General features: G+C 42.3%; 21 protein-coding genes and 2 pseudogenes. 12 read left to right on the top strand and 11 right to left on the bottom strand.

Annotated elements, in window-relative coordinates; genetic code table 11:
- Positions 1-12: 12 nt before the first annotated feature.
- The 10 genes from pyrI to HMPREF9969_RS10305 all read left to right on the top strand — a co-directional run bounded on the left by pyrI (position 13) and on the right by HMPREF9969_RS10305 (position 9,772).
- Positions 13-468, top strand: coding sequence for an aspartate carbamoyltransferase regulatory subunit (pyrI, locus tag HMPREF9969_RS10350; protein ID WP_009435959.1), 456 nt, complete (start codon positions 13-15; stop codon positions 466-468).
- Between the two features lie 255 nt (positions 469-723).
- Positions 724-2,076, top strand: coding sequence for an MATE family efflux transporter (locus tag HMPREF9969_RS10345; protein WP_009435802.1), 1,353 nt, complete (start codon positions 724-726; stop codon positions 2,074-2,076).
- Between the two features lie 36 nt (positions 2,077-2,112).
- On the top strand, positions 2,113-2,730 hold the full coding sequence (locus HMPREF9969_RS10340) for an AAA family ATPase (protein ID WP_009435934.1): 618 nt from the start codon (positions 2,113-2,115) through the stop codon (positions 2,728-2,730).
- Positions 2,727-3,242 (top strand): metallophosphoesterase family protein, encoded by a 516-nt coding sequence (locus tag HMPREF9969_RS10335; RefSeq protein ID WP_009435866.1) that lies wholly within the window; start codon positions 2,727-2,729, stop codon positions 3,240-3,242. Before HMPREF9969_RS10340 ends, HMPREF9969_RS10335 begins: the two co-directional genes overlap by 4 nt.
- A gap of 11 nt (positions 3,243-3,253) precedes the next feature.
- On the top strand, positions 3,254-4,408 hold the full coding sequence (rfbB, locus tag HMPREF9969_RS10330) for a dTDP-glucose 4,6-dehydratase (RefSeq protein ID WP_009435994.1): 1,155 nt from the start codon (positions 3,254-3,256) through the stop codon (positions 4,406-4,408).
- A gap of 84 nt (positions 4,409-4,492) precedes the next feature.
- Positions 4,493-5,677: a formate-dependent phosphoribosylglycinamide formyltransferase gene (gene purT / locus HMPREF9969_RS10325; RefSeq protein WP_009435815.1), complete on the top strand. Its 1,185-nt coding sequence runs from the start codon at positions 4,493-4,495 to the stop codon at positions 5,675-5,677.
- 25 nt (positions 5,678-5,702) lie between these two features.
- Positions 5,703-6,122, top strand: coding sequence for a sugar 3,4-ketoisomerase (locus HMPREF9969_RS10320; protein ID WP_009435853.1), 420 nt, complete (start codon positions 5,703-5,705; stop codon positions 6,120-6,122).
- A gap of 46 nt (positions 6,123-6,168) precedes the next feature.
- The gene (locus HMPREF9969_RS10315) at positions 6,169-7,155 is read left to right on the top strand and encodes a GNAT family N-acetyltransferase (protein ID WP_009435852.1); all 987 of its coding nucleotides are present in this window, start codon (positions 6,169-6,171) and stop codon (positions 7,153-7,155) included.
- A 24-nt stretch (positions 7,156-7,179) separates the two neighbouring features.
- On the top strand, positions 7,180-8,277 hold the full coding sequence (locus HMPREF9969_RS10310) for a DegT/DnrJ/EryC1/StrS family aminotransferase (protein WP_009435771.1): 1,098 nt from the start codon (positions 7,180-7,182) through the stop codon (positions 8,275-8,277).
- A gap of 19 nt (positions 8,278-8,296) precedes the next feature.
- Positions 8,297-9,772: a glycoside hydrolase family 125 protein gene (locus HMPREF9969_RS10305; protein WP_009435897.1), complete on the top strand. Its 1,476-nt coding sequence runs from the start codon at positions 8,297-8,299 to the stop codon at positions 9,770-9,772.
- Positions 9,773-10,404: 632 nt separating this feature from the next.
- On the opposite strand, the gene cls is transcribed toward HMPREF9969_RS10305, so the two are convergent.
- The 8 genes from cls to HMPREF9969_RS10260 all read right to left on the bottom strand — a co-directional run bounded on the left by cls (position 10,405) and on the right by HMPREF9969_RS10260 (position 20,744).
- Positions 10,405-11,826, bottom strand: a complete 1,422-nt coding sequence (gene cls, locus HMPREF9969_RS10295) for a cardiolipin synthase (protein ID WP_009435830.1) — start codon at positions 11,824-11,826, stop codon at positions 10,405-10,407.
- Positions 11,827-11,886: 60 nt separating this feature from the next.
- Positions 11,887-13,584 (bottom strand): hypothetical protein, encoded by a 1,698-nt coding sequence (locus tag HMPREF9969_RS10290; protein WP_009435972.1) that lies wholly within the window; start codon positions 13,582-13,584, stop codon positions 11,887-11,889.
- Positions 13,581-15,518, bottom strand: a complete 1,938-nt coding sequence (gene dnaG / locus HMPREF9969_RS10285; protein ID WP_198005089.1) for a DNA primase — start codon at positions 15,516-15,518, stop codon at positions 13,581-13,583. Before dnaG ends, HMPREF9969_RS10290 begins: the two co-directional genes overlap by 4 nt.
- A 408-nt stretch (positions 15,519-15,926) precedes the next feature.
- Complete coding sequence (locus tag HMPREF9969_RS10280) at positions 15,927-16,988, bottom strand: relaxase/mobilization nuclease domain-containing protein (RefSeq protein WP_008449737.1); 1,062 nt, start codon at positions 16,986-16,988, stop codon at positions 15,927-15,929.
- Entirely contained in the window at positions 16,972-17,403 is a 432-nt protein-coding gene (locus tag HMPREF9969_RS10275) for a plasmid mobilization protein (protein ID WP_008449726.1), read from the bottom strand. The genes HMPREF9969_RS10280 and HMPREF9969_RS10275 overlap by 17 nt, the downstream gene beginning before the upstream one ends.
- Positions 17,404-17,763: 360 nt before the next feature.
- Entirely contained in the window at positions 17,764-18,225 is a 462-nt protein-coding gene (locus HMPREF9969_RS10270; RefSeq protein ID WP_008449678.1) for a DUF3408 domain-containing protein, read from the bottom strand.
- Between the two features lie 4 nt (positions 18,226-18,229).
- Positions 18,230-19,198, bottom strand: coding sequence for a toprim domain-containing protein (locus HMPREF9969_RS10265; RefSeq protein WP_009012342.1), 969 nt, complete (start codon positions 19,196-19,198; stop codon positions 18,230-18,232).
- Between the two features lie 181 nt (positions 19,199-19,379).
- A complete protein-coding gene (locus tag HMPREF9969_RS10260; RefSeq protein WP_009435903.1) occupies positions 19,380-20,744 on the bottom strand; it encodes a VapE domain-containing protein in 1,365 nt (454 codons plus the stop codon).
- Positions 20,745-21,120: 376 nt separating this feature from the next.
- On the opposite strand from HMPREF9969_RS10260, the gene HMPREF9969_RS10255 reads away from it, so the two are divergent.
- Both HMPREF9969_RS10255 and HMPREF9969_RS10250 read left to right on the top strand, forming a co-directional pair.
- Entirely contained in the window at positions 21,121-21,423 is a 303-nt protein-coding gene (locus HMPREF9969_RS10255) for a helix-turn-helix domain-containing protein (protein WP_008449658.1), read from the top strand.
- A gap of 11 nt (positions 21,424-21,434) precedes the next feature.
- Positions 21,435-21,725, top strand: a complete 291-nt coding sequence (locus tag HMPREF9969_RS10250) for a helix-turn-helix domain-containing protein (RefSeq protein WP_008449754.1) — start codon at positions 21,435-21,437, stop codon at positions 21,723-21,725.
- Positions 21,726-22,002: 277 nt separating this feature from the next.
- Here HMPREF9969_RS10250 and HMPREF9969_RS13245 read toward each other — a convergent pair whose 3' ends face one another.
- From HMPREF9969_RS13245 to HMPREF9969_RS10240, 3 genes and pseudogenes are all read right to left on the bottom strand, one after another.
- Positions 22,003-22,179, bottom strand: a complete 177-nt coding sequence (locus HMPREF9969_RS13245) for a response regulator transcription factor (protein ID WP_009435960.1) — start codon at positions 22,177-22,179, stop codon at positions 22,003-22,005.
- A 236-nt stretch (positions 22,180-22,415) separates the two neighbouring features.
- A pseudogene (locus HMPREF9969_RS13240) lies at positions 22,416-22,601 on the bottom strand (hypothetical protein).
- A 12-nt stretch (positions 22,602-22,613) separates the two neighbouring features.
- Positions 22,614-22,822, bottom strand: a pseudogene (locus HMPREF9969_RS10240) (IS1380 family transposase); the annotation flags it as partial.

Here is a 22,822-nt window from a genome sequence, read left to right as displayed (position 1 = left end):
AAGAAACCTATTATGTCAAAGAAAGAACGTTTGGTTGCCGCTATTGAGAACGGCACAGTTATTGATCATATACCATCTGAGAAGACTTTTCAGGTGGTCAATTTGTTACAGCTCCAGAAGCTCTCTACACCTGTTACCATCGGTTATAACTTCTCATCGAAGATGGTAGGCACTAAGGGAATCATCAAAGTTAGTGATAAATTCTTCACTGATGACGAGATCTCCCGTTTGTCGGTTGTAGCACCGAACGTGGTGTTGAACATCATTAAGGACTATGAAGTGGTAGAGAAGAAGAAGGTGGAAACACCAGATGAGCTTCGGAGCATTGTAAGATGCAACAACCCTAAATGTATCACAAATAACGAACCAATGGACACCATCTTCCATGTTGTTGATAAAGCAAGAGGTATTCTTAAATGCCATTATTGTGATAAAGAACAAGATATGGATAAGGTAGAACTGGTTTAAGAACATATCCCTTATCAGGTAAAACATTATCTATAAGGATGTATAAAACTGATATTTACTTGAGATAAAAGGTGAATATCAGTTTTTTTTTTCGTACTTTTGCAACATAGTGAAGTTGATATATTAATAAGGTAGGTAATTCTTGTTTAATGACTTGTAAATACCTTTTTTATGTATGTATGTCGACTATTTCACGAGTAAGAATCACTCATTTCTTTTAAAGGGAATGGTTTAAAGAGATGTAATAAAGCCCTAATGGATAATAAGAAAGCAACGTTAGAGTTAGGTACGAAACCTGTTGGCAAGTTATTGATACAATACGCCTTGCCAGCAATGGTTGCTATGACAGCAGCTTCTCTCTATAATATCATTGATCGAGTTTTTATAGGTCAAGTGGTAGGTCCGATGGCTATCTCGGGGCTTGCCATTACATTCCCTTTCATGAACCTTGCGACAGCTTTCGGTGCAGGTATTGGAATAGGTGCATCCACAGCTATTAGTGTGAAGCTTGGTCAAAGAGACTATACTGCAGCCGAGAATATCTTAGGAAACACAGTGACGTTGAACCTAATTATTGGTGTTACCTTTAGTGTTCTTTGTCTTATCTTCCTAGATCCTATCCTGCGATTCTTTGGTGCTAGCGATGCAACAATCCCTTATGCACGTAGTTTCATGCAGGTTATCTTGGCTGGAAATGTTATCTCACACATATACTTCGGGATGAATGCTGTGTTACGTGCAGCCTCTAAGCCACGTCATGCAATGGCCGCAACCATCTTCACAGTACTAATGAATGTCCTGTTAGATATCATCTTTATATGGTGGTGGCATTGGGGTATTAGGGGGGCAGCATTAGCCACTATCATATCTCAGGCATTAGCACTCTGTTGGCAAATGAAACTATTCTCCAATCAAAAGGAACTGTTACATCTGAAGAAGGGAATCTATAGATTGAAGCGAAACTTAGTGAATAATATCATTTCAATAGGTATCTCTCCTTTCTTAATGAATGTATGTGCTTGTGTCGTGGTCATATTCATCAACAACCAATTGGTTCGATATGGAGGTGACATTGCTGTGGGTGCTTATGGTATTGCTAATAGTATTGCCATGATTTTCGTGATGTTTGTTATCGGTTTAAACCAGGGTATGCAACCTATTGCGGGGTATAACTATGGTTCGCAACAAACCGACCGACTCATGCGTGTTGTGAAGTATGCTGCCTTTGCAGCGACAGCTATTATGGTAACAGGATGGCTTATTGCACACTTGGCTCCCTACTATTGTGCACGTATGTTTACTAACGATGCAGAATTAATAAAACAGGCAATTAAAGCCATACAAATCAATATGATGATGTATCCATTCATAGGATATCAGATGGTAGTGACCAACTTCTTCCAGTGTATAGGTAAGGTAAAGATTAGTATCTTCTTGTCTCTTTCACGCCAGTTGTTGTTTCTTCTCCCTCTACTTGCAGCCCTTCCTCACTTCTTCGGATTGAATGGTGTGTGGGCAGCATTGCCTTCGAGTGACTTTACAGCATCCTTCATTGCTGCCATTATCATGCTTATTTTTGTACGTAGAATTAAACGACAAGCTAGTTAAGTGTGATGTATTGGTTCGTAAATAACTATCTATAATATGGGAAAAAAGCTAATCATAAACGTCGGTAGACAGATAGGAAGTGGTGGTCGAATTATAGCTAAACTACTGTCAGAGGAGTTCGATTGTAAGTTTTATGATCGTGAGATACTTAACCTTGCAGCCAAAGAAAGTGGCTTTTCAGAGAAGTTCTTTGAACAGAATGATGAGCAGAAAGGTTTCTTGAAGACGCATTTCAATATTCGTCTCCCACTATTAGCTGATAGTGACTTCTATAAGAGTAACTTCTCGCAAGAGAGCCTTTATCAGTTTCAGAGTGATGCTATCCGTGAGGTTGCTAAGCAGAATGATCGTTGCGTTTTTGTAGGTAGAACGGCAGATTACATACTTCGTGACAATCCAAACTGCGTGAATGTATTCATCACATCATCTATGCAGACTCGCATAGCTAATGTCTGTGAGCGTCGTGGATGTACGGAGGATGAAGCCCGTAAACTCATTGAGAATGGTGAAAGTGAGCGTGCTAAGTATTACAACTATTACACTGCTAAGACATGGGGACATGCCGAAAGCTATGATCTTTGTATAGATGCAAGCATCTTAGGATTGGAAGGAACGAAAGACGTAATAGCCGATTTTATAAGGAAAAGGGCGTGAAACGGATAGGTATAATCTCAGATACTCATGGCTACTGGGACGATAAGTACGAGTATTATCTAGGCGAGTGTGATGAGATATGGCATGCTGGTGACATTGGATCTATGGAGGTTGCAGACAAGTTCGAAGCAATGAAACCTATCTTCCGAGCCGTCTGTGGCAATATTGATGACTATGAGATGCGAGCACGTTATCGCGACATTCTCCGCTTTAAATGTGAGGATATTGATGTCTTACTAAAGCATATTGGCGGTTATCCTGGTCGATATGATCGTTCGGTGCAGAGCATGCTTTATGCATCACCACCCAATCTCTTTGTTGATGGACACTCACATATTTTAAAGATACAATTCGATAAGACGCTTAACATGTTACATATCAATCCAGGTGCAGCTGGTATGCGTGGATGGCATAAAGAGCGTACATTAGTTCGATTAACAATCGATGGGGATAGATTTACCGATTGTGAAGTTATAACATTAAGTGATAATAAATTAAAGTATAACAAATAATAGTTTTGAATATGAAGACCTATCTTGTAACTGGTGCAGCAGGCTTTATTGGTGCAAATTACATCAAGTATCTGCTTCATAAGAAGTATGTTAATGAGGATATCAAGGTGATAATTCTCGATGCACTAACTTATGCAGGAAACCTTGGAACAATCAAAGATGACATTGATGACAAGCGTTGTATTTTTGTGAAAGGAGATATTCGTGACCGCGAATTAGTTGATCGTCTCTTTGCAGAGAATGATATTGATTATCTTGTGAACTTTGCTGCAGAGAGTCATGTAGACCGCTCTATTGAAGATCCACAGTTATTCCTTTCTGTTAATATTCTTGGTACACAGAACCTCATGGACGCAGCTCGTCGAGCATGGGTGACTGGTAAGGACGAGCAGGGTTACCCTACTTGGAAGACAGGAAAACGTTATCACCAAGTATCAACCGATGAGGTTTATGGATCGCTCGGAGCCGAAGGATATTTCACAGAGGAAACTCCTCTTTGCCCTCATAGTCCCTATTCTGCTAGTAAGACAAGTGCTGATCACTTTGTAATGGCGTATCGTGACACTTTCCACATGCCTGTAAGTATCACGCGTTGTTCTAACAATTATGGTCCTTATCACTTCCCTGAAAAGCTCATCCCATTAATTATCAACAATATACTTGAGGGCAAGAAACTCCCTGTTTATGGTGAGGGACTGAATGTAAGAGACTGGCTTTATGTTGAAGATCATTGTAAAGCAATAGATATGGTGGTACGTGAAGGACGTGAGGGAGAAGTCTATAACGTTGGTGGACACAATGAGATGAAGAATATCGACATTGTGAAACTTACTATCAAGACCATTCATGACATGATGACTGAGGATAAGAACCTACGTACCATACTAAAGAAACAAGTAAAGGATGCCAATGGTGACATTGATATCAGTTGGATTAATAATGATTTGATAACACATGTTCCAGATCGTCTCGGGCATGATGCACGTTATGCCATAGATCCAACAAAGATAAAGGAAGAGCTTGGCTGGTATCCAGAAACTATGTTCGCTGATGGTATTGTGAAGACTATTCGTTGGAACTTAGAACACCAGAACTGGATACAAGAGGTTACTTCTGGTGATTACCAGAAGTATTATGACATGATGTACACTAAGAAAGGAAGGTAATGGAGTGCGATTTTGCACTCCCCTTTACACCTTATTATATATAAGGACATCCTATTTTATAATTAACAATCCCCTAAACTACACATGAAAAAGATTTTGTTATTAGGCTCAGGAGAGCTGGGTAAGGAGTTTGCTATTGCTGCCAAACGTGCAGGACAGTATGTTGTGGCATGTGATAGTTACGATAACGCCCCAGCTATGCAGGTTGCTGATGAGTCGGAAGTAATCAATATGCTTGATGGTACGTCACTTGATGCTGTTGTCGACTTCCATAATCCCGACATCATCGTTCCAGAGATAGAAGCAATCCGAACAGAGCGTTTGTTTGACTATGAACAGCGTGGTATTCAGATCGCCCCATCTGCTCGTGCAGTCAACTTCACGATGAATAGGCGTGCTATTCGTGACCTTGCTGCTCGTGAACTCGGTCTGCGAACTGCAAAATACTTCTATGCTAAGACTTATGAAGAGTTCAAGTCTGCTGCTGACGAGATTGGTTTTCCATGTGTAGTAAAGCCTTTGATGAGTTCAAGTGGGCATGGACAAAGTTATGTCCATAATGATGCAGAGCTTGAAGAAGCATTCAAGAATGCGATGGAAGGAGCTCGTGGGGATGTAAAAGAGGTAATTATAGAAGAATTCATAGACTTTGATAGTGAGTTTACACTGCTCACTGTAACTCAAAAAGATGGTCCTACTCTCTTCTGTCCGCCTATCGGTCATATACAGAAAGGGGGCGATTATCGTGAAAGTTGGCAACCTTATGCTATCTCTGAAGATGCTCTACGTCAGGCAGAACACATTGCTAAGGAGGTAACAAATGCTCTTACAGGTTATGGAATATGGGGAGTTGAGTTCTTCCTAACCAAACAAGGAGAGGTAATCTTCTCCGAGTTATCCCCAAGACCACATGACACTGGTATGGTAACATTGGCTCATACCACCAATTTCAACGAGTTCGAGCTTCACTTCCGGGCTGTGATGGGACTACCAATACCCGCTATTCACCTTGAACATGCAGGTTGTTCTGCTGTTATCTTATCTCCAATGGAATCAGGTAAACCGCTAGCATACAATCTTTTAGATGCTTGTAAGGAAGATAGAACACGCTTGCGTATCTTCGGAAAGCCTATTGCTCATGTTGGAAGACGTATGGGAGTAGCTCTCTGTTATGGTGAGGTTGGAACCGATATGGACGAATTGCGTGATAAAACGAAGCGTGTGGCAGCAACCGTTTTGGGCACTGATCCTTATATGAAAAAGCATTAATAAGGAGATAATGACATATTGAGTAATGAATGACAACGAGTTTTCATTAGGAAAGATAATATCATTGCAGAAGGTTGTTGACCCTCGTGGAAACCTCACCATAGCCCAAGGTATGAAGGACATACCCTTCCATGTTGCCCGTGCTTATTGGACTTATGATGTTCCATCAGGTACTTCCCGTGGTGGACATGCACACAAGCATTGCCGTGAATTCATTATAGCTGTAAGTGGATCGTTCACTGTTACACTTGATAACGGGCAACGGAAGGAATCCTTTTTACTGAATCATCCTTACCAGGGACTGCTTGTTGATACTGATATATGGCGTACACTCGATGATTTCTCATCGGGTGCTGTGTGCCTTGTGTTGGCTGAAGACCCTTTTGATGAGGCTGATTATATCCGTAACTATGATGAGTTTATAAACTATTTAAGCCATAAGTAGTTTAGAAATAATGCTTTTATTCCAAGAATGGCATACCTAATACAGCATGTTTGAAGTAAGGCAATATACTAGAGAGCAGGTACTTGAATGGAATAACTTCGTAGAGAATTCGAAGCAAGGAACATTTCTTTTCAATCGTGCTTACATGGATTACCATGCCGATAGATTCCTTGATTGCTCTTTAATGGTCTATCGGAAGGGACTACTCTACGCCCTTTTGCCTGCCAATAAGGTTGATACAACGCTTTACTCACACCAAGGACTGACCTACGGGGGACTTCTCACAAACACAAAAGTATGTGCAGAGGATATTTGTAAGGTATTCCTTGCCATCAACGAATATCTTAACAAACAGGGATTTAAGCATGTAGTGTACAAGTCTATACCATGGATTTACCACAAATATCCTGCTGAAGAAGACTTATACGCACTTCTTAATGTGTGCAAAGCACGTCTAACCATTCGTGATATATCCACAACTATTCCCCTTCTCCAGCATCTAAAGTTCACGGAAAGTCGTAAGAGTGGAATCCGAAAAGCCATTCATTCAGAACTTACCATTGCTGAAAGCGAGGACATGGAAGCCTTTTGGAGAATATTAAACGATAATCTTTCAAATAAATATAATACTCATCCTGTTCATTCTCTAGCTGAACTTAAATTGCTAAAGAGCCGCTTTCCTAAGTCTATTCGCCTCTTCATGGCATTTAATAAGGTTGGTAATCCAATTGGAGGAACTCTCATCTTTGAGACACCGCAAGTCATTCACACACAATATATATCTGCTTCTCCAGAGGGAAAGAGCCTAGGATCACTTGATCTTCTGTTCGATTATCTTATTAATAAGGTGTATGCTGACCGACAAGGATACTTTGACTTTGGTAAAAGCACCGAAGAGAATGGACGGAAACTCAATGCTCCTCTCATTTTCCAAAAGGAAGGCTTTGGTGGACGGGGTGTTTGTTATGATAGCTATGAGTGGGATGTTATGCCCATGGACAAGCTGAATAATCCAGTAAGCAAGGGTAAGTAAGGATATAATTAACTGGTAAGAAAAATGATTAACTACCTTTCTCTCAAGGATATAACAGCTCTTCACAGTGATGAAATTACTAACGCTGTGGAACGTGTTGTGCGTTCTGGTTGGTATTTACAAGGGCAGGAAACAAAGCAATTTGAAGTCGATTACGCTAAATTCATTGGTTCGGAACATTGCGTAACATGTGGGAATGGACTTGATGCACTATCTCTCATCCTTCGAGCCTACATAGAGTTAGGTCGGTTGAAGGCTGGAGATGAAATCATCGTACCCGCTAATACCTACATTGCAACTATCCTTGCCATTACAGAAAACAATTTGACTCCCGTCTTAGTAGAGCCTAATATTAATACACTGGAGCTTGACGACCAACTTATCGAAGCTGCCGTAACATCGAAGGCAAGGGCTATCTTACTCGTACACCTCTATGGGCGATGTGCTTACACACCGCTGATTGGCGAGTTATGTGCGCTTCATAATCTCCTTCTCATCGAAGACAATGCACAGGCGCATGGCTGTATTTATGGTAAGAAACGTACTGGCTCGTTGGGAAATGCAGCTGCCCATAGTTTCTACCCAGGTAAGAATCTCGGTGCATTAGGCGATGCTGGTGCCGTGACAACAGATGATGATACATTGGCAGAGACCATCCGTAGCATTGCTAACTATGGCTCGGCACGTAAATATGAGTTCTCTTTTAAGGGCGTAAATAGCCGTATGGATGAGATTCAAGCAGCTGTTTTAGATGTGAAACTCCGTTATCTTGATCAAGAAAATGCACAACGGAAGGAGATAGCTAAAGCTTATCAACAAGGTATTAAGAACCCACTAATCACAATGACTAACGATGGCGACCGTGATAATGTGTATCATATATTCCCTGTCTTATGCCCCTCCCGTGATAGACTAAAGTCTTACTTGAATGACAAAGGGGTATCCACAATGATTCACTATCCTATCCCACCACATCAACAAAAGGCTTATGCCGAATGGAATAGGCTCTCTTATCCCATCACAGAAAGCATACATCAGCAAGAACTCTCCCTCCCTTGTAACCCAACAATGAGCGATGATCAATGTCAGGAGATCATCGATTACATAAATGAATATCAATAGAAACCTAATTTACGCATATATGAATAAGAAAATCTTTATCGCCTCTGTATGCCTCACACTCATGGCATTTCATACGCAGTCTGCCAACGCCTTGAATACTGAAAAGGCTTCGGTCAATCATCTTACATGCCCGACTGATGCTGTAACACTTGTTTCTAAACGTCCTAAAGAGGCTGACAGACTCTTTAAATCAGATGCTGTTGAGAAAGAGATACAGCTTATTGTGCGTCAACTAACTAATAAACGACTGGCGTGGATGTTTGAGAATTGCTTCCCAAATACGCTTGATACCACCGTACACTATGGTGAGAACCCTGACGGAACACCTGATACTTTCGTCTACACAGGCGACATTGCCGCTATGTGGCTGCGTGACTCGGGGGCTCAAGTATGGCCTTATGTGCAACTGGCAGGCAAAGATAAGAAGCTACGAAGGATGTTGGCAGGTGTTATCAACCGCCAGATAAAGTGCATAAACATCGACCCTTACGCCAATGCCTTCAATCAGGTACCTGATTCGAAAGGCCCTTGGATGAGTGACGAAACGGCTATGAAGCCAGAGCTACACGAGAGAAAGTATGAAATAGACTCTCTTTGCTACCCTATCCGACTTGCTTTTGAATACTGGAAAACCACTGGTGACACCAGTGTCTTTGGTTCCGAATGGGTAAAGGCAGTAGAGAATATCCTCAAGACATTCCGTGAACAACAGAAGAAAGAAGGCCGCGGCAGCTATAAGTTCTTGCGTGTTACGGATCGAGCATTGGACACTATGAACAATGCGGGATGGGGTGCTCCAGTGAAGCCAGTGGGTTTAATCGCCTCAGCCTTCCGTCCGTCGGACGATGCAACAACCTTTCTCTTCCTCATTCCATCGAACTTTATGGCGGTGTCATCGCTTCGTAAGGCTGCAGAAATCCTATTGAAGGTGAATAAAGAGGCTGGTCTTGCAAAGGAGTGTACGGCTTTGGCTGATGAAGTTAGCGAAGCTTTGAAGAAGTATGCGGTGTATAATCACCCCAAGTATGGCAAGATTTACGCTTATGAAGTAGATGGTTTCGGTAATCATCTACTGATGGATGACGCTAACGTACCTAGTTTGCTTGCCATGGCTTATCTAGGAGATGTAAGCCAGGACGACCCTATCTATCAGAATACTCGCCGTTTCGTTTGGAGTGAGGACAACCCTTATTTCTTCCGTGGAAAGGCTGGAGAGGGTATTGGAGGACCTCACATCGGTTATGAAATGGTGTGGCCAATGTCCATCATGATGCGTGCTTTCACTTCAAAAGACGATAAAGAGATAAAAGAAAGCATAGAGATGTTGATGAATACGGACGCTGGTACAGGCTTCATGCACGAAAGTTTTAACAAAGATGATGCTAATAACTACACCAGAGAGTGGTTTGCTTGGCAGAACACACTATTTGGTGAGCTCATTATCAAGCTAGTAAATGAAGGAAAGTTAGGCTTGTTGAATAGTATTAAAGAATAATACTCTAAACATCAATAAGTTTGCTTTATTTAACTAAAAAAGTTTGGAATGATTGTGAATTAAGCATATCTTTGCAACGTGTTTTTCATGGTATTAGATTATTAAGGTTAGAAGATTAGTTGTCGTGAGACAGCTAATCTTTAGTCCCAGACCATTCGTCTGGGACTTTTTTATTCTATGAACTCTTATGCTGCTTGGCGTATTTTCACACCTTACAAACATTGTTCTCTTTTGCTAATAACTGCTATTAGCATTAGTCCTCATCTATTTTTTAAGTTATTGAAAACCATGGCTTTACTGAGTAACAGGCTCTCCGTATTGCGCAGGGGCTTATTTTTTGGGCTGAAAGAGAGGCTCTTTTCAAAAGAAGAAGAGCCTTTTCTTGCTGCAAAGAGAGCCTCTCTTTGTATTAAGAAGAGCCTCTCCTTCTATTCAACAATCATTGTGTCTCAATCTGAGTTTATGATAGGTTCTGTTTGAAATAATCTTCTTATTGGTTTCAATGGGAGCTTAGTTCGTATTTCATCAACCTCATCTAGTTCTATAAGAAAGCTATTCTGAGAAGCGATACTACCTCGAGGAATAGTTGAGTAAGGTCTTATCAAGGAAGATAAAAACGATGGATAAGAACTTTACAACAATGGACTAAGTAAGCGAACAAACGACTCCCACAATCGTTGTAAGAATGGTTTTTTGATAAAACGGCGCACATCATCTAGATCAATGCTATCCTTTTGATCCGCTAAGAAAACCTCTTTCACTTGCAGGGCAATCTTCTTATCATAGAAGAAAGCGTTTGCCTCAAAGTCATTCTCAAAGCTCCTGAAGTCGACATTGGTAGACCCTATGGTCGCCATAGCGTCATCTGAGACTAGAAGTTTCGAATGATTGAAGCCCTTCCGATAGAGAAGTATCTTCACACCAGCCTTTGATGCCTCTATAACATACGACCTTGAAGCCCATTCCACAACCTTTGTATCAGTCTCATAAGGTATCATCAGGCGTACATCAACGCCCGACAACGCTGCCACACGCATAGCAAAAAGAATGGGATCAGTTGGTAGGAAGTAGGGTGTCTCCATGTAGACATAATGCTTCGCATTGGTTAGAATACGTACATATCCTTGCTCTATCTCTGGCCAAAGACTTGTTGGACTACTCGTAACCACCTGTACCAAACTATTATTCTGCCCTATAATAATCTCTGGATAATAGCTCCGTTCAGTGATGAGCACCTTTGATACGAAGTACCAATCTACTAGAAAGGCACGTTGCAAACCATAGACAGCAGCTCCCGTGAGCTTTACATGTGTATCACGCCATGACTGTTTCGGTGTTCCTTGGACGTATCGTCGTGCTATATTCATGCCTCCAATGAAACCAACCTCCCCATCAATGACGCATATCTTACGATGGTTTCGATAATTTACTCTACTTGTGAAAGCAGGAAAACGCACTGGCATAAAGGCGTAAACCTCAATTCCTTCGTTACGCATACGCGTGAAGAAGCTGTTAGGTGTGCGCCATGAGCCTACATCATCATAGATGAGTCGCACCTCTACTCCTTGTTTCGCTTTGTCGATAAGGGCATCAGCTATGATCCTTCCGAGCGGGTCGTCAGAGATGATAAAGGTATCTATATGAATGTGATGTTCGGCTTTTCCAATCTCCATCAGTAGTGACGGAAAGAAGTCATAACCGCTTGTGTAAATCTCAACCTCATTGTTCTTAAAAGGTAAAGCGAGGTTTTGATTCATGAAGAGATTGCTTATTGTGCGGTATTCTTCAGGTATATTGAAGTCCTTTTGTTCGACAAACTCCAACATAGAACGCTTCGTTAACTGGTCGAGACTCTGCTGCCATATCTTGCGTTCCTTGCGTGTATTCTGGCCAAAGAAGATATACAGGATGATTCCTAAAAAGGGTATGAACATCAGCACCAACATCCATGCCATGGTCTTGGCAGGCTGTCGGTTATCCATTAGCACTCGCACCATTGTGATGATGATGATAATGCTATATGCTACGAGAAAGAGCCAATGTACGTAAATCATCGCTGTATTATCTTTTTGTATTCAGCATCGTTTCGCCTCTTAACGTTATTTTCCACCTTATTATATAGGTGTCCCCTGCGATGTGTCAGATGCCTTTTTTTCATTCTGGTTAGCAGTTCGCAAGTATTGAATATATGCCAGTTCCTGCTTCGCATATTCCATATCTTCTTGATTCTTCAGCATCTCTCGCAGTAGTTTTTCAGCCTCATTGAGTCGTTGCAGACCAATGAGAACATACGACTTACGGCGTAATAAGAAGCGACGAAAGTCCTGCAAAGGCTCTTCCACTTGGTCATCTTCGATGTCACGGAGGCTGTTATACACGTCATTCAGCATATCCTCAATAGTCGCAAGAGCACGAAAATCATTCATATTCACTAAGCAGTTGATATACGTTTCGGCGTATCTTATGTTATTCCGACCCACTGTGAACGATAGAAAGAAGAATGCCCTGTCATATTGCAGCATCTCCATGTGGCAGGAACCGAGCATGAAACAGATTTCAAGGAACGTCTCTTTGGCACTGTTATTCAGCGTTGTAAAGTCGTAAAAGAGCCGATAGAACGCATTAAACAAGTGTGGTATCGCCTCCACGTAACGCTTTTGAAGATAGAGCCGACGCCCTCGATAGAGATAAGAAGCCACTGGTTGCAACAGAACAGTAGCCAGTAAGCATTCTTCATCAGTAAGTTCTCCCTCCTGACCATTGGCGAGTTTGCTTTGAGCCTCCTTCCATGTGTAGATGAACTCATCGTTGAGTTGCTTGTCAGTACGCAAGTCGTAAGCTACAAGAGCACTCTCCATGCGAACGTTGGTTTCGACAGATGACAATGAACGAGAGGGCGTTGCTGGCAGTGGGAGCAGCGTTCCTGTAATCCTGTAATATAATATGTCCTTCGCTTTCCCTACTTGTTGCAAGCTGATAGTCATGCGTTGTCGGGTGTCAGGAGCCGATGGAAGGAAGAAAATCAGGTCTAACATCGCATGTTGTCGCACGAACTTTCCACCTTCAATCAGCGGTGTGGAGAGGTCGAACACTTCGATCGCCTGCCTATCAGCCAAGTGATGAATTTCATTCGTGACAATGGTTAATTCAGACGGAACAAAGTTTGCCATGCCAAAGGCGACATCCATCCACTGCGTTAGAGAAGCAGGTTTATTATCATTCTGTCGCCATCCCGGTGCAATCTTCTGATGCGTTAGCTCTTGTTCACGAATCATGTAACAGCTTCTCTCCACATCGCTTTTTGCAGCTTCCAAGTCGTCTGTTTCGTTCTCTTTAGCCTCCTTTTCCACCGTATCAAGGCGTTGGCAGAAAGCGTTCTGACTCCCAAATAGATTCGACATAGCCGTTGATAGAATATCTTTCGCACGATCGCTGTCTAAGAGAAGGTCGAAGAATAGATGAATATCAACCTTGTTCTTCGCTTCATTCAGCGTGTAACAGAAGCGCGGACCATCAGAGTTTATATTCATCTCATTACACAGTTGGCGAACAAGATGTACGTTAGCTAAATCTGTATCAGCGATATAGAGATAGGTTAACTCTATCATCTTCGTACCCGGGAAGAGGTGGATTCCGAAGTGCCCACGCTGGAAGTCGTACTGAACAAACCGCACTCCAGACTTTTCTTGAGTCCATTCTACCTCACAATTAAGCTCCTTGAGCGCCTTAGTCACCATCTGTTTGTTGGTATCGGAGGTAATATCGCCCAGTGAGAGGGGCTGTGTAAAGAGTCGTTTTATCTTCTCAATCATATCAAAATATCGCTTCCTAAGCGTTTAGCGAGGATGTTCCTCTTGTTTTGCATAGCGTTAATTTCCTTCAACATACCCATCATCTCGTCCGTATCCTTCGTTTGCTTCATCCTTGCAACAAGTTCTTTGAGATGTGAGTCGTAGTAGTCTAGTAGATAATCAGTCATGATGTGTAATACACGATCACGTAGACTGTGTTCCGTTTCCTTAACTTTTAGACTCTCAGAGAGCTGGAATCGGTCGACACTTAGGCGTACGGCTTCATTGGCAATGTCGATATCGGCATGTTGAGTAAAGTATTCTTCGGATTTGAATTGAGGGTCAGCACTATGGTCAACAGCCTCTTGCAGCATCTTTATATACAATGGATTGGTCAGCGAAAGACCATTTTCCATGAGAGTATAAGCTATGTATTGAGCTACTGTAATATTGAGTAATTGCCCTGTAGACTCATCCTTTATATCACGCAGAATGACCTTATCACCATCTTTAACGAGGGTTTGCATGATGATTCTCTCCACTTTCGATACCTGTAGAATCGTACTTGCTGCAGGCTGTTCAACGCCTCGTCCTTCTCGTAAAGCAGCCTCCTTCTGGAATTGCTGTTCGCGTGTCTGCTGTTCACGATACTGATGAATATTGCGGTTCATCTGCTCCATTAAGGTGCGTTCAGCTACTCCCGTACGATTGGAACACTCACGAATATAAGTGTCACGGAGTATTGGGTCTTTGATAACCGATATACTCTGAACGATGGAGCTAATAGCTTCCGAACGTTTAATAGGGTCGGTAACGCCATTGAGCAAGAGGTTGATTTTAAAGACAATGAAGTCTGTTTGATTCTCTTCAACATATTGTCTGAATGCCGCCGCACTATGAGTTCTTGCGAACTCATCAGGGTCTTTACCATCAGGAAGTAGTAGAACCTTCACATTCATACGCTCGGCAAGCAACATATCAGTACCTCGCAGGGCTGCATGTTGACCTGCGGCATCACCGTCATAGAGCAGAACTATGTTTGAGGTAAAGCGGTGCAGCATACGAATCTGGTACACCGACAATGCTGTACCACTATTAGCTACAACGTTCTCAATGCCTGATTGGTGCATAGAAAGCACATCCGTGTATCCTTCCACCATGTAGACAAGGTCGTGTTTGGCTATTGCTTTCTTTGATTGGAATATCCCGTAGAGCTCACGCTCCTTGTGGTATATAATGCTATCGGGCGAGTTTACATACTTCTGAGCCACTCCCTTGGTGCGTTCATCAAGTAGTCTACCACCGAAAGCGGTTATTTTTCCACTCACACTAACCCACGGAAACATCACACGTCCATTGAATCTGTCAATCAAATCGCCATTCTCTCGTTCAAAGCATAGTCCCGTCTTTACAAGAAACTCACGTTTATAACCAGCTTTCAAGGCTGCTTCTGCGAAAGCTGTGCGCCCTGAAAGACAGAAACCAAGGTGGAACTTGCGGATGATGTCATCCCTGAAACCACGGCTACGAAAGTACTGTAAGCCTATAGCAGTACCATCCACGTCATGGTGAAGGATGTTTTCAAAATACTTTGCAGCCCACTCGTTTACCAGAAACATCGATTCGCGCTCGCTCTCCTGTTGCTTTTCTTCTTGCGACAATTCGCGTTCGTGTACTTCAATATGGTATTTATTCGCAAGCCACTTGAGTGCTTCTACATAAGTCATCTGCTCATGCTCCATGATAAACTTCACCGCATTGCCTGCCGCCCCACACGCGAAACACTTGTAAACACCCTTTACGGGACTTACAGAAAACGATGGGGTGCGGTCGTCATGGAATGGACATAGCCCTTTAAAGCTGGTTCCTGCCTTGCGAAGAGATACGAAATCGCTGACTACCTCAACGATATTCGTAGCATCCATTATTCGATCTACTGTTGGTCTATCTATCATTATTTTACAAAGATAGTACAAACCTTTGACATGGCAAAGAAGCTGATTAAAAAAGGTGATAATCTATTTGCTCTGATGGAGAAAAAGCCTTGTTTTCGGCTTGCCATGCAATGGAAGGAAACTAAAGGATTGTTACGTGGTGAGGTGTAGTTATGTGTTTCTGTCAAATAATATGGTCTGTTGGACTTCAAGATAATTCTTAAAATACAACTTGTTGAAAATAAAGAAGTTACCTTGTTAGTAGAACTAAACTGGTAACGATTTAGAAACGAGCGAGTTACTTGGTTTCGCTGTTTTCTGCCTAACAAAGAACGCTTGTTATTCTGTTTGCAAAGATAATACTTTGTTACCGAATAACAAGCGTTCTTGATGAGATATTCTTCTTTCTGCATTTTGTTCAGGCGTGAGTTATAATCCTCTTCCACGTTTTTTCTTTCTGTTGGCTTGGTTCCTGAGCTTGCGCTGCCACGCTGTTTCAGCATAGTCATTGCCCTGTGTGGATGGTGTAATCAAATCGCCTAATCCTTCCACAACTTCATCGGCTGCACTAACAATGGTGTCTGCCACTGTACTAATAGGATTCTGCACTTGTGGTGTGTCATTGTCTCGTGAAATTGAGGAGCGGCTTGGAGGTACGAGTTGATAACCGGTATCAGGGCGTTCGTTCTTTTCTGTTGCCTCCTGTATTGTTTGGTGTGGTTTCCTTGGCTCTTCCCTGTTGGTTGGTTCAAAGTTTTTCTGCAGGGAACGGTAGCCGAACTCCCTGCCGATTTCGGATGCCTTGAATGATTGTCCTGCGTATGAGAACTTCAAGCCATAGACCTTGCCCTGCTTGTTCTTCATGCGCTCTATCGCGATGCCGTTCTTGTTCAACTCGTAAAGGAACATGGAATGCCCAGTAATACCCATACCTTTGTACTTGTCAAGCAGGGCATAGCAGATTTGCTGTACCTGCTGTTTTGTCTGCTCTCTTATTGGACTGGCTTTTGGCTCCTGATGCTGCTTTTTCGCCTTGACCTCCTTTGCGATGGTCAAGTGTTTCTCCCTGCTGATTTCTTCCGCCACCCTTGCTGCCCTATTGCTCACAAAAGTAGTATCATAGACCTCTCCGTACAAACTGATGCGGTTGGCAATGATGTGAATGTGTCTGTTGTCGGTATCCTTGTGCGTTACCGCCACCCATTGGTGGTTGTCAAGTCCCATTTGCTTGGCAAATAAATGGGTTATCCACATGAGTTCGGACACTGACAGCTTTTTCTCGTCCTGCGGTGCGATGCCTATTTCGATACGGAGAAACTTGTTCCTGCAACGACTGTTGTAATCGCTGACCACTTTCATTTCCTCATAGATAGCCTTTGGCTCCCTGCTGCAAAGATTGTGGAAGGCAAGTCGATAGCCAAGCTTGCCCTCTCTGAAGATATAGTCTAAAGCCGTGCTGCCGTGCGCTATCGCCTTACATTTTCCTATCATTTCTTGTTAGATTTAAGACCTTATATACCTCATCTTCCACACGAAAATGAGGGTCGTAAAACCGCTTAAATGCTTCTTTTGCACATAGTGATAGGTTCTTTGTGATGAGTACCCACCTTTCGTCCTTGACCTTGATGAGATTGGATACCTGTCCATAGAACTTTCCTGTATGATGGAGAATGGCAATGGCTTCCCTCTCATTGTCTGTCATCTTGGGAACGGCTGTTACTTCTCCGTTAAGGAGTATCTCACGGCAGTAATCTGAGAACTTCCGCCCTGCACTTTCCGCTTTTGACTTGATACGCTGCTTCTCTTCTAAGGTGCATCTTACCTTGATGAACTCCGTTTTGTTCATCCGCTGTTCTTCCTTATCCTGTTGCTGCCATCGGGCAGCTTTTCCTTTGTATCTTTTCATATAAGTTTCTTAGAAAGTTAATCATTGTAGATGATTCATTGTTTCTTAATTCCTGAATACTGACCGATGAGAACGGAGTGATTACGGTCTTATCTCCCCGACAATCGAACGAGGGGAGCAAGAGCAGTTTGTGGGTACAAACTGACGTCTTGCAATGTCAGCTAACGAAACGTTTACGCATAAAGCGTTTTGGTTATTAAAAGCGAATGCCGTGCATTCAGTATCTAACTGCGTTCGTAGCGTTCCCACCATTCAGTGTTTTTAGCAAAAGTTCGTTGCCTTACTCTCTGAAAAGTGTCGAGGGTTTTGAGTGAAAGAGGTGTTCCTTTTTCTGAAACCCCTCGACCATTTTCTTGCGGTTCACAGTTTTCTCCATTTCTCTACATCCTCACCGTATTCCCCCAAATGGATGCGCACGATGTTCTCCACGAAACTTGAAAGATTGCTACCCCTGTCACCCAACCTGCGAACGATGAAGTCGGCACGTTCCTGCGTCTCCCTGCTCAGGTAAACCGCCTTTCTCTCACTTAGCTTTGTCGGAACGAGGAACGCCTGCTTGTATGCGTCGAGTGTCTCTTTTCTCATCTTGGCACTGATGCGTTTTTGAACGGTTGCATGCTCTGTATGCTGTGCAGGCTCGGCTGGCGTAACATACTTTATGACATGTTCTGTTCCTTGTTGTTTTTGCTCTTGAATATTTTTCATTCCCTTTGCTCGAAATTCAGCGACGGTTTGTTCACTTGAACTTTCAGCTTGGCTCATACTGAAAGATTTCCTGATGGTATTTTCCATTTCCTCTTTGCTGACTGTTTTCTTTTCCATACCTCTATCTTATTTTAAGTTTGACTTGTTTTCTTTTGTTGCTTGTATTGGGAGTTTTCTCCAACTTTTTCTGTTGCTCACGGACACGACTGACATGAAACTCGTTGAGGTCTTTGAAGTCTCTATAATACACTGCCATATCTTCTACCTTAAAACCTGTGTTTACAAATTCCTGCACAGCTTTTCGACCTGCATCGTCATTATCAAGAAAAGCACGAACAGAGGTTATATTTCTTTTATTCAGGTAGTGAATACTTCTTACAACATTACTCACGGAATTCATCACAAGGCATTGGTTGGTTACTTCCTCTTTCATTGAAAGGAAAGAAAGAAAATCCATAAAGCCCTCGAACAGACAGACAGGTTGTGCCTTGTCCTCAAATATAGGGGTGATGTCTTTCGGGGCAATCGTTCCCTTAAACAAATGATTGTCCCGTAGTTCATAACCACCTGAAGAATTGGCAAAGCCGATGGCTTCATATCTTCTTTCCCTTACCTCGTAGCTGATACATTTGAGAAAGGGTGTTGCCTTTTCTAAATCAATACAGCGTTCCTTTTTGAGATACTCCTGCAGGTGCGGCGGCAAGGTGTCTGAGATGCTTGTCAGTCTCCTTGTTCCGCTTGCTGTTATATCCTTTCTTTGATTTGGACTGATAGATGTTTCTCTCTTTGAAGAACAGGAGCAGTACGCTGTATGCTCTAAAGCGTTCTGCCCCAAACGGCAGATGGCTTCCGAGAGCGTGCAGCCTTCCAAGCGTATACAAAGGTCGATGATACTTCCGCCCCTGCCTTCGGCATAGTCTATCCAAAGGTTCTTTTCCGTGTCCACCTTGAAACTCGGATGAGTTTCCTCCCTGAGTGGTGAGCGATACATGACATAGGTAGATGTTTTACGGACAGGCCTAATGCCTTTCCTTTCGAGATATTCCACGATGGAATATCGTTTGATTAGTGATAAATCTTCTTTTTTCATTGTTTTGATACTTTAATGGGTTGAATGATAATTATTTATGCTTGTCTGTTTTATGGTTTTACCGTTTCCAAAGTTTTTCCCCTCCAAACTTTTTCATCTTTCTTCTTACTACATATTATTTTGTGATAAGTGATTGATAATCAGTATTACTTTGTAGTATAAGACAATACTACACATTCTACTACATTTGACTACTACAAGTTTGAAGGAGCGGGCAGGGCAAGATTTTCCTAATCTTGTAGACATAGATGGGGCTACCACCGTTTCTTCGTTTGCTCACCTTTATATATTCTGCTTTCTTCAAGGCTTCGCCCATACGTTTGGCAACAAGTGGCTGGTGGGTATAAATACCCAAATAGGTGAGTATCTCCGTAGTGGTCATTAACGAATAGTTTTCGTCCTCCGCTGGTTTCTCGAAGCAACGCAGCAAGAGTTCCATCTCAGCGGTCTGTACCTGAAAGTCCTCACTCTCCCTGTATAGTTCGGCAATCTCTTCATCATCAAACCAATAGCGGAAACCTGACTTTAGCAGGGCTTTGGCTTCAGCATAGACATTGTCCATTGAAATACGCTTGGCTTTCTCTATGTCTATGGAAAGTACTTCAAAGGGCAGGAACCTTCTGCTGCCTGTCGGGTCTGTAAGAAAGTCATTGCCGTTCACTGATGCCACAAAGCTTGCCAAGTGGGGATGCTCCTCCACGTACTTGTCATACGGCATACGGTACTTGACCATCGGACAGGTGATGAGGTTTTTCAGCTCGTTCTCATCCCGCTTATTGAGGGCTTTTAGCTGGTCGTCTATGTTTACGATAAGGTTCTGACCGATATAAGTGAGTGTGTCCTTTTCCTGCGGATATATTTTTCCTGTGTAACTGTAACCGTGCAGTGCTGGGGGACAGAGCAGGTCAAGGAACGTGGTCTTGAACTTGCCCTGCTCGCCTGTGAGTACGAGGCAGGTATGGTTACGGCACTCACGGTCGTCCATTGCGTTGGCAACCACTGCCACGAGCCACTTGGTGAGGTACGGCAGCCATTTGTCGGAGTTGCGCACGACAACGCAACTTGCCAAGTCGGGAATGGCTTTCAGTGAAAGGGAAACTTTATTTCCACAATCAGGGTTACTGCTGCCTATATCCGTTGCAGACAACTTTTTGAAATACTCCTGTATGGGGTTGATGCGTGGAGAGAAACTGCTCTCGATGATGGAATAGAGATTATCAGAAGATGTGATAATCCCGATGTCGTTGTCTATCTCCCTGCGGAGCGTGTTGATTTCATAGCGACCCACTTTTGAGAAATGAGCATCGTTCTTGCTTCGGTATTCGGTTCTTCCCAATACAGTGTTGTATCTGAACTCATAGCGAGAGGACAGATAGGTTTCTATCTCACCGTTTTTTGAGGAAGTCTTCTTTTGCTTGGACATATTGTTTCCTCCCTCCGATTTACCTTTATCTGCATTCTTCTTCATTATATGCTTGGTTTGGTTTCCAAGAGTGAAGTTATGAAGAGAACAAGAAAGTGCCAAGCATTCGGAGAGTGCTTGCATAATGTTGCGTACATTGGCTATGAATTTCTCACAGATTTTTGACAAGAAACTGTTGGAAAGTATGGATTTAAGCCCAAAACAAGAGGACAAGTGTGTAAAGGATGCAAGAAAGGCAGGTGCTAATTTGCTACAATACGCATCGTATTGCGTCGGCTAAAAGGATATGATAAAATGGAGTAAAGAGACAAAGAAAGAGAGCGACAATCCTTTTGCCATTTCCATGTTTTTCCCTCTATTTCCCTACTGTTCCCTCGTGCTTTGAAGTATGGCAAACACTCTCTACTTTTGCAGGCAGAAATATGCGGTGAAACGCAAGACGGACAAAGGTTTTATTAAACCAATAAGACAGAAATACAAACAAAACAATAATAAAACTATGGGATATTTTATCATTACGGATTCAAACTGGGCAAAGCTGAGGAACGAGATTCTCAGCCTTGCCGAGACCTGCCACAAGGCATTCGGGGAACGAAGCAGGCACACCGATTGGCTGCACAACGGTGATGTGTGCAGGCTGCTTAATATCAGCAAGCGCACCTTGCAGCACTACCGTGATACGGGTGTGTTGCCCTTTGCCCAAATCGGGCATAAGTGCTACTACAAGCGTGAGGACGTGGAACAGTTGCTCCAAACAAAAACGGAGAAAGCTGAAACGGGAAAAACTAAAATCAACAAATAGACACGAAGATTATGGAACAGGTAAGAGATTTGAATATAGAGGCGGACGATATGCAGGTGGTGCTGTCAGCTATCAGCGGAGTAAGCAAGAGAATTAAGGAAGTGGCACAGACACACAAGCCGCTATTTGGCGATGAGCACTTCCTTACAGGTAAGGAAGTATGCGAGAGGCTGTATATCAGCCCTCGCACCTTGCAGGACTATCGGGACAGGAGGATTATTCCTTACACACAGTTTGCAGGGAAGATACTTTATAAGGAGTCGGATTTGGAAAAAATGTTGGAGGAGAATTATAAGAGGTAACGAAACCTCTGCAAAAGTCCGTAAAAAGAAGAATAAAGTGAATATAACTTACTGATAATCAATCATAGTTTTTCTTCTAAAAATAGTTTTGCAGAGGTCTCGGTAACAGGTATATTGCAAGTAGCTATTCAGCGACAAAGGACATAAAACAATATTAATAATCAAATAGTTACTTGTAATTACTAGACATTTCAATCCGTATATCTTCAGTAGAAAATCCAACAAAACCACTTTTCGATATCAACTTTTGCCTGATACGATATTTTGGAGATAGTACTCAAATTAGATTATAATCCTCTACATATTGTATGGCCTCAGTAATATTGCTAACTCCAAGTTTTTTGAATATGTTTGTTCTGTGAGTCTTGATTGTAGTTATCGAAACAGAGAGATACTCTGCGATGTTCGCTATGCTTTTACCATTTGCACTTTGCCCAATAATAACTTTTTCCATATTAGTTAAATGTGAATTATTGGTTTGCACCCATTTATCGTTTCTCAATTCAAAATGATAGTCAACCCCAGATAACTTAACCAAGGCGTTCCCTATTTGTTTTCTTGTTGAATACGTTAACATACAAATTCCTAGTGTAATATGTTTGTTACTGTCAATTAAGTAATGATTAAAAAATAACTTGGTACATTTTCAGGCCAAAGACATCGGCATTGAACAATGTATTCAATTCGATATTAGCAGTTCTCATATATTTTATTTAACCTCAAATCCGCAACTAAGCCCTTGAAGGTTCTTATTGCGTTTACACGTCCTCTCATTACTGAATTTGCAGATAATTTGAACTTGAAGCACCCACTTCTGCCTACAATATCCCCTTACCCCACAATGTGACTTGAGGCAATACACAATATCATTCCCATAAGTTGTAGGCACTATCCAAAATCAGTCTGGAAAACATCTGCGTAAGCATAATTACAGGTATAGATATTCAGCACATACCGCCTTGATGTCTTGATCCACTTGGCTGGTACAGAGATAAACCTGAAGACAAACGCTTTTATGCGACTTGTTACATTGAGTCCGAACTTCTTTACGTCAAGTCTTTGAATAATGGCCTTGTAAAAGTTACGGATAAGTGCTG

Origin of the sequence: Prevotella sp. oral taxon 306 str. F0472, assembly GCF_000257925.1 — a bacterium.
GTDB lineage: Bacteria > Bacteroidota > Bacteroidia > Bacteroidales > Bacteroidaceae > Prevotella > Prevotella vespertina.
Note: the sequence above shows the minus strand (reverse complement) of the source record. Positions and strands in the feature narration are given on the sequence as shown.

Excerpts from the sequence above, each read along its gene's own strand:
- pyrI (WP_009435959.1), top strand. The coding sequence starts at position 13 with ATGTCAAAGAAAGAACGTTTGGTTGCCGCTATTGAGAACGGCACAGTT.
- HMPREF9969_RS10345 (WP_009435802.1), top strand. The coding sequence starts at position 724 with ATGGATAATAAGAAAGCAACGTTAGAGTTAGGTACGAAACCTGTTGGC.
- HMPREF9969_RS10340 (WP_009435934.1), top strand. The coding sequence starts at position 2,113 with ATGGGAAAAAAGCTAATCATAAACGTCGGTAGACAGATAGGAAGTGGT.
- rfbB (WP_009435994.1), top strand. The coding sequence starts at position 3,254 with ATGAAGACCTATCTTGTAACTGGTGCAGCAGGCTTTATTGGTGCAAAT.
- purT (WP_009435815.1), top strand. The coding sequence starts at position 4,493 with ATGAAAAAGATTTTGTTATTAGGCTCAGGAGAGCTGGGTAAGGAGTTT.
- HMPREF9969_RS10320 (WP_009435853.1), top strand. The coding sequence starts at position 5,703 with ATGAATGACAACGAGTTTTCATTAGGAAAGATAATATCATTGCAGAAG.
- HMPREF9969_RS10315 (WP_009435852.1), top strand. The coding sequence starts at position 6,169 with ATGTTTGAAGTAAGGCAATATACTAGAGAGCAGGTACTTGAATGGAAT.
- HMPREF9969_RS10310 (WP_009435771.1), top strand. The coding sequence starts at position 7,180 with ATGATTAACTACCTTTCTCTCAAGGATATAACAGCTCTTCACAGTGAT.
- HMPREF9969_RS10305 (WP_009435897.1), top strand. The coding sequence starts at position 8,297 with ATGAATAAGAAAATCTTTATCGCCTCTGTATGCCTCACACTCATGGCA.
- cls (WP_009435830.1), bottom strand. The coding sequence starts at position 11,826 with ATGATTTACGTACATTGGCTCTTTCTCGTAGCATATAGCATTATCATC.
- HMPREF9969_RS10290 (WP_009435972.1), bottom strand. The coding sequence starts at position 13,584 with ATGATTGAGAAGATAAAACGACTCTTTACACAGCCCCTCTCACTGGGC.
- dnaG (WP_198005089.1), bottom strand. The coding sequence starts at position 15,518 with ATGATAGATAGACCAACAGTAGATCGAATAATGGATGCTACGAATATC.
- HMPREF9969_RS10280 (WP_008449737.1), bottom strand. The coding sequence starts at position 16,988 with ATGATAGGAAAATGTAAGGCGATAGCGCACGGCAGCACGGCTTTAGAC.
- HMPREF9969_RS10275 (WP_008449726.1), bottom strand. The coding sequence starts at position 17,403 with ATGAAAAGATACAAAGGAAAAGCTGCCCGATGGCAGCAACAGGATAAG.
- HMPREF9969_RS10270 (WP_008449678.1), bottom strand. The coding sequence starts at position 18,225 with ATGGAAAAGAAAACAGTCAGCAAAGAGGAAATGGAAAATACCATCAGG.
- HMPREF9969_RS10265 (WP_009012342.1), bottom strand. The coding sequence starts at position 19,198 with ATGAAAAAAGAAGATTTATCACTAATCAAACGATATTCCATCGTGGAA.
- HMPREF9969_RS10260 (WP_009435903.1), bottom strand. The coding sequence starts at position 20,744 with ATGCAAGCACTCTCCGAATGCTTGGCACTTTCTTGTTCTCTTCATAAC.
- HMPREF9969_RS10255 (WP_008449658.1), top strand. The coding sequence starts at position 21,121 with ATGGGATATTTTATCATTACGGATTCAAACTGGGCAAAGCTGAGGAAC.
- HMPREF9969_RS10250 (WP_008449754.1), top strand. The coding sequence starts at position 21,435 with ATGGAACAGGTAAGAGATTTGAATATAGAGGCGGACGATATGCAGGTG.
- HMPREF9969_RS13245 (WP_009435960.1), bottom strand. The coding sequence starts at position 22,179 with ATGGAAAAAGTTATTATTGGGCAAAGTGCAAATGGTAAAAGCATAGCG.